The 15,662-nt window shown below is 68.9% G+C and carries 19 protein-coding genes; 12 read left to right on the top strand and 7 right to left on the bottom strand.

Annotated features, from left to right (window positions below; translation table 11 throughout):
- The first annotated feature begins 60 nt into the window (after positions 1–60).
- The 9 genes from DEJ13_RS17990 to DEJ13_RS17950 all read left to right on the top strand — a co-directional run bounded on the left by DEJ13_RS17990 (position 61) and on the right by DEJ13_RS17950 (position 4,684).
- Positions 61–987, top strand: a complete 927-nt coding sequence (locus DEJ13_RS17990; RefSeq protein ID WP_111107794.1) for an ArdC-like ssDNA-binding domain-containing protein — start codon at positions 61–63, stop codon at positions 985–987.
- Positions 988–1,082: 95 nt separating this feature from the next.
- Positions 1,083–1,523 carry a hypothetical protein gene (locus tag DEJ13_RS17985; protein WP_111107795.1) on the top strand — a complete coding sequence of 147 codons (441 nt, stop codon included), beginning with the start codon at positions 1,083–1,085 and terminating at the stop codon, positions 1,521–1,523.
- Positions 1,524–1,854: 331 nt separating this feature from the next.
- Complete coding sequence (locus DEJ13_RS17980) at positions 1,855–1,983, top strand: hypothetical protein (protein ID WP_258374174.1); 129 nt, start codon at positions 1,855–1,857, stop codon at positions 1,981–1,983.
- 236 nt (positions 1,984–2,219) lie between these two features.
- Complete coding sequence (locus tag DEJ13_RS17975) at positions 2,220–2,480, top strand: glutaredoxin domain-containing protein (RefSeq protein ID WP_111107796.1); 261 nt, start codon at positions 2,220–2,222, stop codon at positions 2,478–2,480.
- Positions 2,480–2,941 carry a hypothetical protein gene (locus DEJ13_RS17970; RefSeq protein WP_146245307.1) on the top strand — a complete coding sequence of 154 codons (462 nt, stop codon included), beginning with the start codon at positions 2,480–2,482 and terminating at the stop codon, positions 2,939–2,941. Before DEJ13_RS17975 ends, DEJ13_RS17970 begins: the two co-directional genes overlap by 1 nt.
- Positions 2,938–3,168 carry a hypothetical protein gene (locus tag DEJ13_RS17965; protein WP_111107798.1) on the top strand — a complete coding sequence of 77 codons (231 nt, stop codon included), beginning with the start codon at positions 2,938–2,940 and terminating at the stop codon, positions 3,166–3,168. The genes DEJ13_RS17970 and DEJ13_RS17965 overlap by 4 nt, the downstream gene beginning before the upstream one ends.
- Before the next feature lie 56 nt (positions 3,169–3,224).
- Entirely contained in the window at positions 3,225–3,608 is a 384-nt protein-coding gene (locus tag DEJ13_RS17960; RefSeq protein ID WP_111107799.1) for a hypothetical protein, read from the top strand.
- 47 nt (positions 3,609–3,655) lie between these two features.
- Entirely contained in the window at positions 3,656–3,859 is a 204-nt protein-coding gene (locus DEJ13_RS17955) for a hypothetical protein (protein WP_216832263.1), read from the top strand.
- Positions 3,860–3,862: 3 nt separating this feature from the next.
- Positions 3,863–4,684, top strand: coding sequence for a Fic/DOC family protein (locus tag DEJ13_RS17950; protein WP_111107800.1), 822 nt, complete (start codon positions 3,863–3,865; stop codon positions 4,682–4,684).
- A gap of 5 nt (positions 4,685–4,689) precedes the next feature.
- Here DEJ13_RS17950 and DEJ13_RS17945 read toward each other — a convergent pair whose 3' ends face one another.
- On the bottom strand, positions 4,690–5,082 hold the full coding sequence (locus DEJ13_RS17945) for a hypothetical protein (protein ID WP_146245308.1): 393 nt from the start codon (positions 5,080–5,082) through the stop codon (positions 4,690–4,692).
- A gap of 29 nt (positions 5,083–5,111) precedes the next feature.
- Between DEJ13_RS17945 and DEJ13_RS17940 the strand changes: the two genes are divergently transcribed.
- Positions 5,112–5,612 (top strand): hypothetical protein, encoded by a 501-nt coding sequence (locus DEJ13_RS17940; RefSeq protein WP_111107802.1) that lies wholly within the window; start codon positions 5,112–5,114, stop codon positions 5,610–5,612.
- A gap of 61 nt (positions 5,613–5,673) precedes the next feature.
- Here DEJ13_RS17940 and DEJ13_RS18165 read toward each other — a convergent pair whose 3' ends face one another.
- Both DEJ13_RS18165 and DEJ13_RS17935 read right to left on the bottom strand, forming a co-directional pair.
- Positions 5,674–5,895 carry a double zinc ribbon domain-containing protein gene (locus DEJ13_RS18165; protein WP_111107803.1) on the bottom strand — a complete coding sequence of 74 codons (222 nt, stop codon included), beginning with the start codon at positions 5,893–5,895 and terminating at the stop codon, positions 5,674–5,676.
- Between the two features lie 5 nt (positions 5,896–5,900).
- Positions 5,901–6,356 carry a hypothetical protein gene (locus tag DEJ13_RS17935; protein ID WP_111107804.1) on the bottom strand — a complete coding sequence of 152 codons (456 nt, stop codon included), beginning with the start codon at positions 6,354–6,356 and terminating at the stop codon, positions 5,901–5,903.
- Positions 6,357–6,729: 373 nt separating this feature from the next.
- Between DEJ13_RS17935 and mobF the strand changes: the two genes are divergently transcribed.
- Complete coding sequence (mobF, locus tag DEJ13_RS17930) at positions 6,730–10,509, top strand: MobF family relaxase (RefSeq protein ID WP_146245309.1); 3,780 nt, start codon at positions 6,730–6,732, stop codon at positions 10,507–10,509.
- Positions 10,510–11,232: 723 nt separating this feature from the next.
- Positions 11,233–11,673 carry a hypothetical protein gene (locus DEJ13_RS17925; RefSeq protein WP_111107730.1) on the top strand — a complete coding sequence of 147 codons (441 nt, stop codon included), beginning with the start codon at positions 11,233–11,235 and terminating at the stop codon, positions 11,671–11,673.
- 143 nt (positions 11,674–11,816) lie between these two features.
- Here DEJ13_RS17925 and DEJ13_RS17920 read toward each other — a convergent pair whose 3' ends face one another.
- Genes DEJ13_RS17920 through DEJ13_RS17905 form a run of 4 tightly spaced genes read right to left on the bottom strand, consistent with a single transcriptional unit; the run spans position 11,817 to position 15,643 of the window.
- Positions 11,817–12,344: a hypothetical protein gene (locus DEJ13_RS17920; RefSeq protein ID WP_111107731.1), complete on the bottom strand. Its 528-nt coding sequence runs from the start codon at positions 12,342–12,344 to the stop codon at positions 11,817–11,819.
- A complete protein-coding gene (locus DEJ13_RS17915) occupies positions 12,341–14,038 on the bottom strand; it encodes a type IV secretory system conjugative DNA transfer family protein (protein ID WP_111107732.1) in 1,698 nt (565 codons plus the stop codon). The genes DEJ13_RS17920 and DEJ13_RS17915 overlap by 4 nt, the downstream gene beginning before the upstream one ends.
- 13 nt (positions 14,039–14,051) lie before the next feature.
- Positions 14,052–15,143 carry a hypothetical protein gene (locus tag DEJ13_RS17910; RefSeq protein ID WP_111107733.1) on the bottom strand — a complete coding sequence of 364 codons (1,092 nt, stop codon included), beginning with the start codon at positions 15,141–15,143 and terminating at the stop codon, positions 14,052–14,054.
- Entirely contained in the window at positions 15,140–15,643 is a 504-nt protein-coding gene (locus DEJ13_RS17905; RefSeq protein WP_111107734.1) for a hypothetical protein, read from the bottom strand. The genes DEJ13_RS17910 and DEJ13_RS17905 overlap by 4 nt, the downstream gene beginning before the upstream one ends.
- Positions 15,644–15,662: the final 19 nt, after the last annotated feature.

The raw sequence follows: 15,662 nt of genomic DNA, 5'->3' as shown, positions 1-15,662 counted from the left end.
CCACTAATTGCCCCCTCCCGCTCCCCATCCTCACCGATTGAGACACCGGAGGTACAGACCATGACCACCACGACCGCCACCAAGAAGCGCAACACCAAGACCCGTCGCCCGTCCGTCACCCCGGAGCAGCGCAAGGAGCAGGCCGCCGCGCTGCACGAGTCGATTGCGACGCAGGTCGAGGCGCTGCGCGACTCCGACCGCTGGACCGCGTTCCTGCAGTTCGCTGGTGCGTTCCACGCCTACAGCCTCAACAACGTGCTGCTGATCCTCAGCCAGCGCCCCGACGCCGAGCGGGTCGCCGGTTTCCGGAAGTGGCAGGCCCTCGGCCGCCAGGTCCGCAAGGGGGAGAAGTCGCTCCGCATCTTCGGTTACAGCACCAAGAAGGTGACCGAGCAGGACGAGAACGGCGACGACGTCGAGAAGCGCTACCCGCGGTTCCCGATCCTGCCCGTGTTCGACATCGCCCAGACGGACCCGATCGACCCGGACGCTGACGACCCGTCGACGCTCACCGCACCGCTGACCGGTGCGGATGACCACGGCGTGATCGACGCGCTGACCGCGCACCTGGTTGCGGACGGATGGGCCGTTGAGCACACCGAGCCGGGGCAGCACCGCAACGGCTTCACCGACCCGGAGGCCCGTCGCGTCGTCATCGGCTCGCACCTGTCGCCGGAGCACGCGGCGAAGACGCTCATTCACGAGCTCGCGCACATCGTCCTCGGCCACACCGACGACCTGACCGAGTACGCCGAGCACCGCGGTCTCATGGAGACCGAGGCCGAGAGCGTCGCCTACGTCGTCGCCGGACTGGTCGGGTTCGACACCGCCGCCTACTCGGTCGGCTACGTCGCCGGATGGTCCGACGCAGACGCCGACCTGATCCGCTCCACCGCCGCCCGCGTCCTCAAGGCCGCCCACCAGGTCGCCGCGATCGTCACACCCGCCGACGAGGCCGACGCCGACGAGGCCACCGCGGCCGAGTGAGACGGGCCGCGCCGCCGATAGCGACGGCGGCGCGGCCCTCAACCCGCGGCCCCAGACCAGTGGCCGCCCCCGAACTCTAGAGAGGCGCACCGCCCATGTTCATCACCTACGAACGCCCAGACACCCTCGACATGCAGCGCGACCCCGCGGCCCCTGCCGCGGACCTCGACCCGACCGGCGCAGAGTGCGGAGCGACGACGTACGACGTCGCCGGCGCCGAATGGCGGTGCACCCGCCGACCAGGCCACACCGACGACGAGCACCGCGCCGCCTTCGAGATCCACGGCGGCGGCCCCGCCGGAGAAGTCGGGTTCGCGTGGCAGTACGAGTGGGGCGGTGCCGGGCACGGACCGTCCTCCACGGAGCCGATGACGACCGTGACCGTCACGGTGCGGTTCCCCCAGTCGGCGTGGACGAACGAGGAGCTGCCCGAGCACATCGCGGACGAGGTGCGGTCCGTGTTCTGGGAGTGTGACCACGACGACGTCGAGGTCACTGCGATCGCGACGAGCGCACTCCGGACCGCGGCCGAGTGACGGCCCGCAGGCGGCCGGGGGGCGTGGCCGGCCTCCGGCCGCCCGCGGAGGCTGCCCGCCCCCACACCCCTGGCGCGCCGGCAAGCCGTCGCAGCGGAACCGGCGACGGAGCGCCGGCCCTGCCGGGCCTGCCGCCCCGTTTATTAGCCGTGAAGCCTTCGGCAGCATACGGGCGAAATGTCTCCGCGCAACCGGCTTTCGCGGCATATCCTCCCTCATTCCGCTTCGCTCCAATCAGTCCGGTATTCCACGACCGATTGCACTCCGCCCTTTCCCCCTGGCGGCGACAAGTCGCCTTCACGGCAAAAAAACGAGAGGGAGAGGGAGAACAATGGACGACGACGACTTCGGTGGCGACAACATGCGAACGAGCTGCGACTGCACCGAGTGCTACACGCTCGGGGCCGTGCAGAACGCGCCCGGCGAGAAGTGCTGGGCACGCGGTTACGAGATCGCCTAGGCGGGACGGCAAGGGGGGTGGCGCAGTTTGTGCCACCCCCGCGTATCTCTTGCGAATGACAATTAGTGCGGTCCGATGAATGCACAAACATGGTGGTGCACACGGGCCGCGAGGCGTCAAAAAAGTCACGAAGAATGTCGGAAAAGGGTACCGGAATAGGTGCCGGAAGCGTAGAATAGAAGCATGCAACGGGGGAGGGGCCCCTACTGCATCACAATCTTTGGAAGGTGATTTCGATGAGCATCACGGTTTACAGCAAGTCCGGTTTCTGCGGGATGTGCATGGCTACGGAGCGTGCTCTCGCATCCGCGGGCATCGAGTACACCGAGCTGCACCTCGAGGACGTCGACCCGGCACAGATCGAGGAGTGGAAGACCACCCTCGGGATGAACGCACCGATCGTCGTCACCGACACCGCGACCGGTTCCTGGAGCGGCTTCCGGCCCGACAAGATCCAGGAAGTTGCCGCGCTGATCGAGACGGGGAAGGCCGCGTGATGACGATGACACTCGAACGCCCGACCGCCGTCCGACCCGACGTGATCCAGCCCGAGACGCGGGCCGCCGTCGACGAGCTCTACGCCGGCGACACCGTCACAGCGTTCCGCGCGATCGACCGCGCCACCGCCGACCCCACCGAGAACGTCCGCGAGTGGGAACTAGACAACCAGCAGCGCCAGGTCTACGAGGCCGGCTACATGATCGGGTTCCAGATGGCTGCCCCGGAGCTCATGGCCGAGATCCTCGAGTTGCGGACCCGCCTCGAGCAGGCCGAGCACGACGCCGACCGGTACTACGCCGAGATGTGCCGCCGCCCGGCTCCTGCCGAGCCCTCCGCGGCGCGACAGCCCTTTGCCGAGCTTTCCCGGGTCCGCGGTGAGCACGACCGCGCCGACCGGCAAGACGCCGCAGTCGACCGCATGTTTCCTCACTACGCCAACGCCGGGAGCCACGCATGAAGGACCTCGACGTCCGTCCCACCCGACCGGACCTTGCGATCTTCGAGACCCTCGGAGGCGCCGCGATTGTCGTCCTCATCGCTGCGGCCGTCGCCGCCGCGATCGGGATCGCGGTGTGGTTCGCCGTCCCGCGCCTCCGAGGAAGCCGGATGATCGTCCGACTCTGGGCAGTGTGCGCGATCATCGGGTTTGTCGCGGCGGTGCTCGCATGGCTGTTCCTGGCCTGAGGGACACCTCGAGGCGGTTCAGCCGTCATCGATCGCGCTGCAGGTGAGGAGGCACGGTGACCGAGCATCGGCCGTTCGTGTTCGCACGCGACCGGAAGGCGACGAGCCCACAGCACATCGGGCCCGCGGATCCCGCCGAGCTTGCTGCGCCGCCGGCAGACAGGCCAGACAGTGAGATCCCGATGGGGGAGTTCACCGCCCGGGAGTGGATGATCTTCCGCCAGGGGCAGCGGTGGGGGCACGAGTCCCGGCAAGCCGAGGTTGACGTCGCGTGGAACGCGTTCAACGCCGCGGACTTCGACGCAGACCGGTACTACCGGGCAGCGTACGACCACGACAACCACGACTGCGCGATCCATGAGAACCGCGGCCCGTACAAGGGCGCCGCGACGCGGCTCTTGCACTGGGACGTCGACGACGAATACCCCGACGAACCCTGACTGCTGCCCACCCGCGGCGGTAGAATTGACTCAGGAGGACGACGACTATGAGCATCACGACACCGCGCACCGGACACGTTCCCGCGGCTGAGGCTGACCGCCGAGTCGACTTCGCCGACGCCGCGCTCGGCGCAGCCGGCCACCAGGTCACCGACCCGATCCTCCGCGACTACGCACGCCGTGTCGCCGAGGGCACGATGACCGCCGAAGCTGCGATCGCTGCCGGGATGGCGCACATCGACGCACGCTGAACCGTGCCGACCACCTTCCGTGCCTGGGATGACTACTTCATCCCAGGTACGACTGTTCTCCGGAACAAGCTCGGCGCCACCACGGCCGCAGACCTGTCAGCGCGCGAAGAGTTCGCCGCGCAGGTCCGCCTCGTCGAGCTCGCAGCCGAGCCCGTCGACGGCCAGTTCGACTACGACCACATGAAGGAGATCCACCGGCGGATTTTCCAGGACGTCTACGAGTGGGCCGGGCAGGAACGCGTCGGCCCTGACACTCGCATGACCAAGGACGGCCCCGACGTCGTCAACTACCCGCTCGGCGACCCCGCAGCACCGACCGTCGCGTACGGGTACTACCCGGGACCCGGAATCGCGGACGCTGCCGCGAATCAGTACCGGCTCCTCGAGCGCGAGCACCACCTGACCGGTCTCCCACGCGAACAGTTTGTCGAGCGCCTGGCGGAGTACTGGGGGGAGCTGAACACCATCCACGCGTTCCGGGAGGGCAACACCCGGGCGCAGTTCGTGTTCTTCTCCGAGCTCGCGGACAACGCCGGCTACCGACTCGACGCCGGCCGCTTCCACGTCGGCGCTCCGCTCCGCGACGAGTTCGTGGCAGCCCGGTTCTACAACCAGGCCACCGGCCGATCCGATCGACTCGCCGCGGTCCTCGACCGGGCCGTCACTCGCCCCGATGCGCGTCCGCAGCGGCGGGCCGGCGGGTCCAGCATTGAACGCCTACAGCAGCGCGTTGAGGAACAGCGAGCCCGCCGGCGCGATCAGTTCCGCGGAGGCTCCGCCGCCGGCGACGAACGACGAGGCCCGCAGCAGGGCCCGCGCCGCTGATGCTGTTACGCCAGCCGCCACCCGTTGCCCGCGCGCTCGGTGAGCGCGAGGTAGCAGAAGCCGGCGATGCCAACCGGGATCGCCAAGACCCACAGGTAGATGTAGACGTTGAAGCGGACCAGCAGGATCAGCAGCGCGAGCGGTCCCGGCAGGATCCATCCACCCATGCCGGCGCGCATCGGTTGCGTCACGCGGAAGTAGCTCTCCCGGGCCAGCGGGTAGGCGAGCGCCTGCAGCACGACGAAGATGACGGCCGCAGTGCCGGCGATCCAGTCGCCCTCGAGGAACGCGCGCACGCCGGTGAAGATGAAGATCACCCCGGGCAGCAGCCCGAGCACGATACTCGACGGCAGCCGCGTGTACCGCCGATTGATCCATGCCCCCAGTACGAACCGCATGGCCCGATCCTCGCAGGAAGGACCGACACGTGACCAGCGATGGAACGTCGACCGCTCCGGATCGGTTCTGGTCCCATGTCGTGAAGGGACCGAACCGATCCGACTGTTGGATCTGGACCGGAGCGATCGGGGACGACGGGTACGGGCGGTTCTGGCTACCTCAACCCGACGGTGGACAGCGTGCGATGCGTCCGCAACGGTGGCTGTACGAACACCTGACCGGCGTCGCTCTGCTCCCCGACGTCCTCCTGCTACACGCCTGCGATGTCCCACTGTGCGTCCACGTCGACGTCGACGAAGCCGTGTCCCACCTTGCGCCCGGGACGCATCGCGGGAACATGCTCGAGCGCGTGCGGCGCGGCCGGCACCGCAACGAGTGGACGACGCTGCGCACGTCGGGTCTGCCACGATCGGAACGCGTGCGACTGTCCCGCGAACTGCGCGAAGCGTTCCGGGAGCACGGGTGGGACGCCGCAGCCGTGCGCGCATGCCGCACCGGCATCGCGTCGGACACACCGACACTCTGGTGACGACAGCGGCCCCAGACACAACGCAGCCCCGAGTACGACTGCGGCTCGGGGCTAGGTCACGTCAGGTGCTGAGACGGCCGTCACGGGACGCCCGCAAGGGGCGGCCGCACTCTGGACACTCGTAGTCGGCGCGGGTGAAGCGGCTCTCGCAGGTGGGGCACCGCTCGACGTCGCTCGGGTCGCGCGCGCTTACCCATTGCTCCGGGTAGACCCGCAACGACCGACGGCACCGCGGACAGTAGTCCGCGGTGCCGTCGATCTCAGCGAAGCACCACCAGCACACGACCGCTACGCCGCATAGGCGGCGTGCTCGCCCGGCTGCTCGTTGTCCGCGCTGTGCTGCTCGCCAGCGTCGCCCTCCGGGCGATCGACCATGTCGCCGGCAGTGTCCGGCGTGACGGCGGCCGCCTTCGGCTTGAACCGCTTCACCTCACGCACCGGGATACCGAGGCGCTCGGCGACCTCGTCGCGGGAGACCTTGGTGTCGAGCATCCGCCCGACGATGCCAGCGGCCTCCGCACGCGACGCCTGGGCCCTCTGCTCCGTCTCGGCACGGATCGCCGCGATGCGCTCTTCCGCGTCTGCCTCGATCGTGTCGACTGCGTCGACGGCGACGAAGTACTCGGCGGCGAGCTCCTCGAGCTGCTCCTGCCGACGACGGAACTCCGCGGCCCGCTCGGCGGCGCGCTCGCGCGCGGCCTTCCGGGCGGCGGCCTGCGTTGCTGACTTCCGGTTCTCTGCCATCTCGATCCCTCCCGATCGTGGTCGGCCGCCCCTTGCGACCTAACGGCTACAGCTCCCGACCGCGACGCGGTTCGGGAGCGGACCGGGCAAGCCGGACCGAGTCTGTCCGAGCCAGAACCGTCATGCGGTTCTGGCTCGGATGCTGCCTTCGACGCACTCCACTCTCAGCACCGACATCCTTCGTCCCTCAGTCGTCGATGCTTGCCGTTCTCGTGGTCTCAACCAGCATCCGCGCTCACCATAGCTCGCGAGCCCGTTCCCCTCATCCTTCGGTTCACCGGCGATCACACCATTGGCATTATGAATGAGTGGGGTACCCTTGCGGCATGCTCTCCGCTGCCGCACTACCCGTTCCGGGTGATGCGCTGTGACGATGAGCCTGCATGTGCTGTCGACCGGGGACGGCTACACCTACTACACGTCGGAGGTCGCGACCGGCGACGTGCGACGCGCGCAGGGCCGCGAGATCGGCGACTACTACACCGTTGAGGGGAACCCTCCGGGGCAGTGGGTCGGTGGCGGGATCGGTCTGCTGGGGATGGCCGGCGAGGTCACCGAAGCGCAGATGAAGGCCCTGTTCGGTGAGGGGCTCCACCCCGACGCTGAGGCCATGATCGCTGCTTCGATGGAGGCCGGGAAGAGCTTCGCCGATGCCGAGAAGGAGGCCCGGCTCGGTCGCGCTCCGCACCGTATGTCCGCGTCGTCGACGAAGCTCGCGGCCGCGATCAAGGAAGCCGAGGACCGCTTCGAGCGCACCCGCCACCGCGAGCCCGACGCGAAGGAACGCGCTCAGCTTCGGACCGCTGTCGGCGCGCAGGCGTTCCGAGAAGCGAACGGCCGTGCCGCCGCGGACGGCGAGGAACTCGGGAAGTTCATCACCGCCGCCACTCGCTCGGATCGCAACACCGTGTCGGGGATCGACCTCACGTTCTCGCCGCCGAAGTCAGTCTCGATCGCGTGGGCCGCGGCGATCGCGCAGGACGACCACGCGACTGCTCGACTGATCGAGCAGGCGCAGGAGCGCGCGATCGCCGACTCGATTGCGTGGCTCGAGGAGAACGCTATCGCCACCCGCGCAGGCGTGAACGGCGTCCGTCAGCTCGACGTCGAGGGCGGTCTGATCGCGACGAAGTTCCGCCATCACGATTCCCGGTCTGGGGACCCGCAGTTGCACGACCACGTGGTGGTCGCGAACCGGGTGCTCGGCTCCGACGGCAAGTGGCGGACCCTCGACTCGAAGCTGCTGCACCGTCAGGCGATGACCGCTGCGGCGATCCACAACCGAGCGGTCATGGACTACGTGTGCGAGCTCACGGGTGCTACGACCCGCGCCCGGACCGTGCGCGCCGGCGACCCTCCTGTGGTCGAGCTCGCCGGCGTCAGTGATGACCTGATCGCGGAATCGTCCACCCGGTCGCGTGATTCCCGGAGGGTCGCCGCGGACCTCGAGCGGGACTACCGACGTGACCACGGGCGCTCACCGGATCGCGCCACGAGGCGCAAGATCGCGCAGCAGGCGGTTCTCGCGACGCGGCCGAAGAAGGAGCACATCCGCCCCGTCGCCGTGGTCGCGACGGCGTGGTTCGACGCGGCGCGGAAGAGCACACGACGCCAGGACCTCGAAGTCGGTGCTCTCCTCGGTCGTGGCCTCGGCTCCGACCAGGAGGCACCGTTCGACCCGGAGGACGCGGCCCGTACGATCCTGGCGAAGGTGTCGGAGGCCCGCTCGACGTGGGGCGTCAACAACGTGCAGATCGCCGCCGAGCAGTGGGTGAACGAACACCGTGGGATGCCCGGGCTGGACAGCAAGACCGGCGCCGCGATCATCACGAAGACCGTCATCGACGGCCACTCGATCCGTCTCACCCCGCCCCCAGCGCACGGCACGTTCCAGCCCGTCGCGATGCGCGACGGCTCCTCTCCGTACGTGTCCAAGGGCGCGGTGGTGTTCTCGTCGCAGGCGGTGTTCGACGCGGAGCGGATTATCCTCGACGCTGCAAAGGACCGCACCCTCGGGCCGGTCCAGCCGGTTACGTTCGCGGCTGCGAAGGCGAAGCACGGTTCCCACCTTGACGCCGGACAGGCCGCTCTCGCCGCGGCGTTCGCGTGTGACCCAGTGCGCGTCATGGTCGGCGTCGGCCCCGCCGGTACCGGGAAGACGACTGCGCTGAAGGTCGCCGCCCGTGCCATCGAAGCCGAGGGTGGTCGCATGATCGGCCTGACCCCGTCCGCGGCCGCGGCCGCGGTCATGTCCGACGCGGTCGGCATCAAGGCCGTCACGCTCGACAAGTTCCTCGTCGGCACAACCCTCGAGCAGCTGCTCGAGGCGAAGTCCATCACGGGTGACATCGACCTGCGCCGTGGCGATGTGATCGTGGTCGACGAAGCCGGCATGGCCGGCACGGTGAACCTCGCGAAGGTCGTCCGCATCGCCGAGCTCACCGGCGCCCACGTCCGGTTCATCGGCGACGACAAGCAGCTCGACGCAGTCGCCTCCGGCGGCATGCTGCGCCTGCTCGAGCACGAGGTCGGCGCGACCCACCTCGATGAACTCCACCGCTTCAGCAACCCCGACGAAGCTGCCGCGACGCTGCTGCTGCGCGACCCGACGGTGAAGGATCCGTGGGCATGGCACCTCGCCAACGACCGCGTCGTGGGCGGCGACGCTGACCGGATGGCCGACCACATCTTCAACGGCTGGCAGCAGGACATCGACCAGGGCCTCGACGCTCTCATGGCCGCACCCACCCGGACGCAGGTCGCTGAGCTGAACGCGCGTGCGCAGGCATACCGCTTCACCACCGGCGAGGTCTCGGGCCGTCGGGGTGCGGACCTCATGGACGGCTTCCAAGCGCACGTCGGAGACCGGCTCGTGACCCGCAAGAACGACTACAAGCAGCGGATGCACCGCGGCCGCGAGTTCGTGAAGAACGGCGACCGGTGGACGGTCGAGCGTGTCCACGAGGACGGTTCCCTCGACGTCGTGCACGCCGGCCACGGCGGCAAGCTGCGTCTGCCGGCCGACTACGTCAAGCAGCACGCCCAGCTCGGCTACGCCCGCACCACCCACGGCGAGCAGGGCAACACCGGCGACACCATGTGGCAGATGGTCGACGCGTCGACGTCGCGCAACGCCGCCTACGTCGGCGGTACCCGTGGACGCCACCGCAACACCTTCGTCGTCATCACCGAGCCCGGCCAGGACATGCGCGACGTCCTGGCGAGGATCGCCGGCAACGTCGACCCCAACCTGACCGCGCACGAGCAGCTGCGGGTCGCTCAGCAGGAAGCCGGTCAGGTGACCCGGCTCGCCGACGAGTACGCCGACCTCCTGCAGCAACTCGACGACCGCCGGTTCGCCGTCGCCGCCGACACCGCTCTCGGCCGCGACGCCGCGGCAGCGATCACCGCCGAGCCGACCTGGGCCGTCACGAAGGCGGCGCTCCGTCAGGCCGAGGCCGCCGGCCTCGAACCTGCCGACGTGCTCTACCGCGCCTGGACCGACAAGCCGCTCGAGCAGGTCGAGAACGTCCCGGCCGCCCTCGCCGGCCGCGTCAAGGACGCAACCGCTGCGTGGATCGCCGAGCACCCGACCGTCGACGTCCCCGACGTGCCGGCGTGGATCGCCGACCCGCGTCCGCTGCGCGCCGCGGGCGTCGACGACGACTGGCGGACCGAGCTGCAGGACCGCTACGACCACATTCACGCTCGCCTGCTTGAGCGCGGGCACCAGGTCGCCGCGAAACAGCCCGCCTGGGCTGCGCAGCTCGGCGCTGTCCCGGAAGATCCCGCACGCCGCGAGGCATGGGTCCGCCTCGCCGGCGAGGTCGACACGTTCCGAACCCGGTACAACGTCGACGCTGAAGCCGCCGACGCGGTCCCGGCGGGACTGCGCGAGCGACCCGTCGGGCAGGACCTTCACGCTCGGATCGTCGCCGCGCACAAGTCGTCGGTGCTGCGCGAGCAGGCGGCCGACCGGAAGGAGTCGTCGATCGACAGGCTCCGTGCCCGCCGCGGCGGGACCCGGCCCGACAGCGCCGGAGGCGATGTGTTCGATCGCCTCAAGGCGCGCCGGCAGCAGGACACCGACCGCGCAGTGACGAAGGAACCGCCCGTCACGGGTGACCCAACCCAGCGCGGTCCCCGCCAGTAGGCGGCTACGCCGCACAGGGCTCGGCGCCCCCCCGTCGTTCGACAGGTTCCGCTTGATCGTCGTCGGTCACGTCAACCACGTAGACCGTACGTCGACGCGTGCCGCCGATCAGGCGAGCGTCGTCGTCGACGTTCGCGACGTACCCAACGAAACCGACGTGAAAAATCCGTCAGCCTGTCCGACTGGACGTACCGCCGATCAAACGAGCGTCGTCGTCAACGTTCGCGACGTACGCAGCGAAACCGACGTGAAAAATCCGTCAGCCTGTCCGACTAGACGTACCGCCGATCAAACGAGCGTCGTCGTCAACGTTCGCGACGTACGCAGCGAAACCGACGTGAAAAATCCGTCAGCCTGTCCAACGAAGTGGACCGCCGACCAAACGAGCGTCGTCGTCAACGTTCGCGACGTATGCAACGAAACCGACGTAGAAAATCCGTCAGCCTGTCCAACGAAGTGGACCGTCGATCAAACGAGCGTCGTCGTCAACGTTCACGACGTGCGCAACGAAACCCGCGCGCAGATTACGTCAGCGCGTCTGACGACCCACTCGCCCTGTTTCTGCCCAACCGGCAGGCCTACCCAGTCGGTAGAGCCAGGCTCACCTAGACTGCTCGGTATACCCCGCTGCGGAAGTCATCTAACGCGCTGCTTGCACTCTCTATCGATTCCGTTGTACCTTGGAGTCACCGGCAAGGCAGCGACGAGAAGAAGGAGGACCTGATGGGCTTCACCGTGTACGAGAAGGGCAGCGCTCCGGTCCCGACGACTCCGTCGGTGACCATCCAGCGCCGCGGCATGTTCTCGATCAACCGAGCTGCGTTCGAGGGCCTCGGCAAGCCGGAAGGCGTCGAGCTCTTGTGGGACGCAGAACGGAAGGCAATCGCGATGCGCCCCGCCCCGCTCACGAACCAGAACTCGTACCCCGTGCGCCCGCAGGGCGCGAAGGACACCGAGCGTGGCCCTTGGCTCGTCGCAGGCACGCTCTTCACGCAGTTCATCGGACTCAACACCGACGAGGCGTACCGATGGACCCCGGAGTTCGAGGACGGCATGCTCGTCATCGACGTCAGCAAGCCAGGGTCCAAGGCGACGGGTCCGCGACGGAAGGCCGCTGAACGCAACGAAGCCACCGAAGACAAGGATGTCTCGGTGGCTACGTAGAGGCTTCCGCCCGTTTCCGTGACCCTGTAAGTCACTGGCGGGTGGGCCAACCCTCATGTCGATGACAAGGTCAGTCGGTCGGTGAGGGCCCTGGGTGAGGGATGGGGTCGGTGCGCGAGCACCGGCCCCTTTTGGTGTCCATCTTAGGCGCGATTCGGCTCACCGTCCAAGGTCACGACGCTGGCTCTCTCGGCGTCGTCCCCCTGCGTGCGAAGGTCGGCTTCGAGGAAGGTCGCGAACCCTGCGTCGTCCGTCCCGACGGTGCGCGAGGGGGTGCGGACCGCGTTGTTGTGGAACACCTTCACGTCGCGCAGCCGCTCGAGCGTCGGGAACAGGCACCGTTCGTGCCACTCCACGAGCGCGAACGACGGTTCCACCTGTGCCGCGCTGTACGCCGCACGGTGCGCGACCATCAGCGCGGTGAGCAGTTCCACTGCGACCGGACTCTCGAACCACGTCGGCGGCAGCGGATAGACCTCGCTGCCGAGGTAGCGCAGGTACCGTTCCTGCAGCCACCCGACGAACTCGTGCAGCTCCGCCCACAGGTCGGAGCGGTTCGCCCCTCGGAGCGTCCGCCAGGTCCACGGCCCGTCCGGCTGCCCTTCGAGCAGCTCGCCCAGAAACTCGACCTTCTCCTCGAGGTCGTCGAGCCGCTCCTCCGCCGGCTTCATGCGGCCGTCTCCACGGTCGACGGGAGCAGACCCTCCCGCTGGAGCGTCCACTGGTTGGAGGCCTCGCATGCCTTCCTCGCGTCGGTCTCCCACCAACCGGGCAGCTTCACCACTGCAGCGGCGAGCTCCCGGTACAGCAGCAGCCCTTGACCCTCGGGGATCTGCCGGATCTCCGAACCGGGCATGATCCGTTCGTTCGTCCACGACGTCGTGTCCGACAGGCCGCTGCCGGACCTGGTCGAGGACTGCCGCTCCACGAGGCGGTCACCGATCAGCCGGGACATGTCTTCTGCGAAGTCCGCATCCTTGCTGCCGCCGAGCACGATCAGCGCCGTCGCGGACTCGATGATCGTCCCGGCACCCTCCTTGCCCCACCGCTGACGCAGCTGGTCGCGGGTCTGCGCGATCACCCACGGCAGGATCCCGCGGCCGCCACCGTCAGTCATCAGGGACGGCAGCGACGGGATGGGCGCGACGTTCGCGACCTCGTCCAGGACGAGCGTCATCGGGGGGTCCAGACGGCCCTCCACGGTCCGTGTCGACTGCTTCCGGGCGGCACGCTCGATTGACGCCACCAGCGCGGTGATGACCGGCGCACAGATCGACGTCTCCCCAGACTGCGTCAGCAGGTAGACCGTGTCGCTGGTCGACCAGAACCCGGCTGGGTCGAACCTCAATGCTCCTCGACGCGGGCAGACCGCGTCGAGCACCGATCGGGTGCCGAACGCTTTCAGGGCAAGCCCGAGCGTCATGTCGGTGCTGGCGACCGTCTCCTCAGCCTTCGCGCGGCAGAACTTCCGGAGGTCGTCGACCCAGCCGGGCATCGCACCCGGGTGGGTCGAGAGGATCTCGTACGGGGTGTCGTCGCTGAAGTCACGCGTCCACGCGAGGACGTCGCGCATGTTCCGACCACCGAGCGCCGCCGCGTGCAGCAGGCAGCGGAGCACCGTGTCCGCAGCCTCGGTGAAGAACTCGCTGTTCCCACCGCCCTTCATCGGGCGGGCGTTGACGATCGCCTTCGCTCTAGCGACGGCCTCCTCCTCGTCCTGGCACCCCGCGACGATGTCCCATGACGTTGTGTCGGGCCACATCGACACCCCCTCCGGGTCGAATACGTGCACGGTGCCCTTGTCCGCTCGGATCTTCGCCGTCGTGCGCAGCACATCCGGCTTCGTGCCCGTGACCACGCACGCTGCCGGCGCGTCCGTGATCCGCTTGATCGCGATGCGGGCCGTCTTACCCATCCGCGGCGCAGCGATGACGAGAGCCGTGTCCTCCGCCCGCGCCACGATCGAGGTCCGTCCGAGGTACGCGAACGGTGTCATCCCCGCCAGGAGCTTCCCGGTGCCGACGCGCTTGGTGATCGCACGGCCCGTGCTGAGGCCGTCCCGCTGCTTCGCCCCGAACAGCTTGCGCGCCACCAGCCACACCCCGACCCACAGGACCGCACCGATCAGCGCGTACCCGATCCACCAGGCGATGAACTCGCCGCCGGAGGGCAGCGTGACGCCGGTCGGCGTGCCCGACTGGAACACCAGCCGGATCAGCACCATCACGCTGAGGAACACATCGAATGGGCCGATCCCCGTCGCGGTAGTCGCAAGCGCTGCCTGCGCTGCGACCACGAGGAGAGCGCCCGCCACCCACAGCGGCCACTCGTTCCGGAACCGCTCGCCGGTTGTCGTATCGGTCATGGTCTGCTCCCCGTCACTTGATGCTCTGCGTCTGCTGCGGCGCGACGGGCTGTCGCCCGGGCTCCGTCAGCGATGCCGTCTGTGCTCGCCGCTCGTCGCGGCGTTCCCGAAGCCGCTCGAACAGGCCACCCCGGTCACGGCTCGACGTCGACGTGGTCAACGTCTGAGCGGACCGAACCGTGTTGTCGCGTTCGATCTGCGGCAACGCCCGCTCGGCGCGACGCGCGTCGGGGTCCAGGTAGTTGAACAGCGCGTCACGCGGATCCCCGGCGAGCACGGACGGGGCATGCGTGAGCTCGCGCGTGCGTCGGTCGATGTCCGCGATCAGGTCGTCCGCGCCGGTGTCGAGCGCCGCCCATCGGCCGGCGAGGTGCGCGCTGCGCTCGAGCGCCGCCTCCGCCGCCGGGGTCAACGGCTCATCCGCAGCGCCCGGGACGAAGGCCACCTCCTCGCCGGGAAGCTCCGCGTCGAGTGTGCGGGAGAGACGACCGAGCTCGTCGTAGGCCAGCACCTTCGCGGTGAGAACCTGGCCGCCGACCTGCTCCTTGCCCGCCTCGTCGGCGTCGTCGTACGCGAGGCCGGTCCGGATCCGCTCGTCGTACCCGTCGAGGTACGCCTGCTCCATCCGCGCCTGCAGGGTCGGGATCTCCGCGCGCAGATCCGTGCGCTCGGTCCGCCACCACTCCGGCTCAGGCGGTAGCTGCTCGCCGCGGCTGACCAGGGCGTCCCACACCTCCGGCGCGGTGCGAAGTGCTGCTACGCGGTCTTCCGCCGTCACCGGAGGCTCTTCTTCACCGACGGCGCGGGCGTCGGCGATCTCGCCGGCGAGCACGTCGACGAAGCGCCGCGACTCGATCGTCTCCACTACGGGCCGGCCGAGGCCGACCTCCACGAACCGCGGCAGCGGCTCCCCCGGCTCAGGCCACTCCGACTCGTCCCACTGCGAAGAGCGGGACCCGTGCTGGATCTGCGCGGCGATCCGCACCGGGTCGAGCGCAGCGGTGAGCCGGCGACCGGCGCGCTCGGCACCCTCGCCAGCGCCGGCCACTCCCGCGTACGCGGTACGGAGCGCGGGGTCGATGTTCTGACCGTCTGCGATGCTCATGCGACGTTCTCCGTCGATGCGCCGACGTCGATGGTGCCCGGGTCAGCGAGCAGCTCGGGGAGGTCCTCGGCGGCGGCGTCCTTGTTGTCGATCCACCAGCGGGCCCGGTCGAGGGGGCGGGCTGTGACGAGCACCTGCTCCTCGAACTCCGCGTCGCTGAGTTCGCCGCTCTCGACGAGCGCCTCGTACGCGCCGCGGATCAGCTCCGCACGGATCCGCAGGGCCCACGGCACCTGCTTCTCCGTGCCGACCAGGTCGACCGGCAGACCGTCACGCTCCGCGTCCTCGCGGATCTGTTCGGCTTCCTTCGCGTGCCGAGCATCCCGCTCGGCGTCGCTCTCTCCGGAACCGTTCTGCTTGTTGAAGCATCGACCGCACACCAGGTGCTCGCCGAACCACTTCGCGGACGCCGTCCGCTTCCCGGCGGGCTTGTCGGACAGGTCGCGGTTCTCGGTGTGGCCACACGTGTACTGCACGGGCCAGATCGTCTTGACAGGCATGTTCTTCCTCCGCTTGCTG

This window comes from Curtobacterium sp. MCLR17_007, assembly GCF_003234655.2.
In the GTDB taxonomy this organism is placed as follows: Bacteria; Actinomycetota; Actinomycetes; order Actinomycetales; family Microbacteriaceae; genus Curtobacterium.
Note: the sequence above shows the minus strand (reverse complement) of the source record. Positions and strands in the feature narration are given on the sequence as shown.

Bases quoted from the DNA above. Each gene is read 5' to 3' on its own strand.
- DEJ13_RS17955 (WP_216832263.1), top strand. From the start codon at position 3,656: ATGAGCATCACGACACCGCGCACCGGACACGTTCCCGCGGCTGAGGCT.
- DEJ13_RS17970 (WP_146245307.1), top strand. From the start codon at position 2,480: ATGACGATGACACTCGAACGCCCGACCGCCGTCCGACCCGACGTGATC.
- DEJ13_RS17965 (WP_111107798.1), top strand. From the start codon at position 2,938: ATGAAGGACCTCGACGTCCGTCCCACCCGACCGGACCTTGCGATCTTC.
- DEJ13_RS17975 (WP_111107796.1), top strand. From the start codon at position 2,220: ATGAGCATCACGGTTTACAGCAAGTCCGGTTTCTGCGGGATGTGCATG.
- DEJ13_RS17945 (WP_146245308.1), bottom strand. From the start codon at position 5,082: ATGCGGTTCGTACTGGGGGCATGGATCAATCGGCGGTACACGCGGCTG.
- DEJ13_RS17920 (WP_111107731.1), bottom strand. From the start codon at position 12,344: ATGAAGCCGGCGGAGGAGCGGCTCGACGACCTCGAGGAGAAGGTCGAG.
- DEJ13_RS17985 (WP_111107795.1), top strand. From the start codon at position 1,083: ATGTTCATCACCTACGAACGCCCAGACACCCTCGACATGCAGCGCGAC.
- DEJ13_RS17925 (WP_111107730.1), top strand. From the start codon at position 11,233: ATGGGCTTCACCGTGTACGAGAAGGGCAGCGCTCCGGTCCCGACGACT.
- DEJ13_RS17980 (WP_258374174.1), top strand. From the start codon at position 1,855: ATGGACGACGACGACTTCGGTGGCGACAACATGCGAACGAGCTGCGAC.
- mobF (WP_146245309.1), top strand. From the start codon at position 6,730: ATGAGCCTGCATGTGCTGTCGACCGGGGACGGCTACACCTACTACACG.
- DEJ13_RS17910 (WP_111107733.1), bottom strand. From the start codon at position 15,143: ATGAGCATCGCAGACGGTCAGAACATCGACCCCGCGCTCCGTACCGCG.
- DEJ13_RS17990 (WP_111107794.1), top strand. From the start codon at position 61: ATGACCACCACGACCGCCACCAAGAAGCGCAACACCAAGACCCGTCGC.
- DEJ13_RS17905 (WP_111107734.1), bottom strand. From the start codon at position 15,643: ATGCCTGTCAAGACGATCTGGCCCGTGCAGTACACGTGTGGCCACACC.
- DEJ13_RS17935 (WP_111107804.1), bottom strand. From the start codon at position 6,356: ATGGCAGAGAACCGGAAGTCAGCAACGCAGGCCGCCGCCCGGAAGGCC.
- DEJ13_RS17915 (WP_111107732.1), bottom strand. From the start codon at position 14,038: ATGACCGATACGACAACCGGCGAGCGGTTCCGGAACGAGTGGCCGCTG.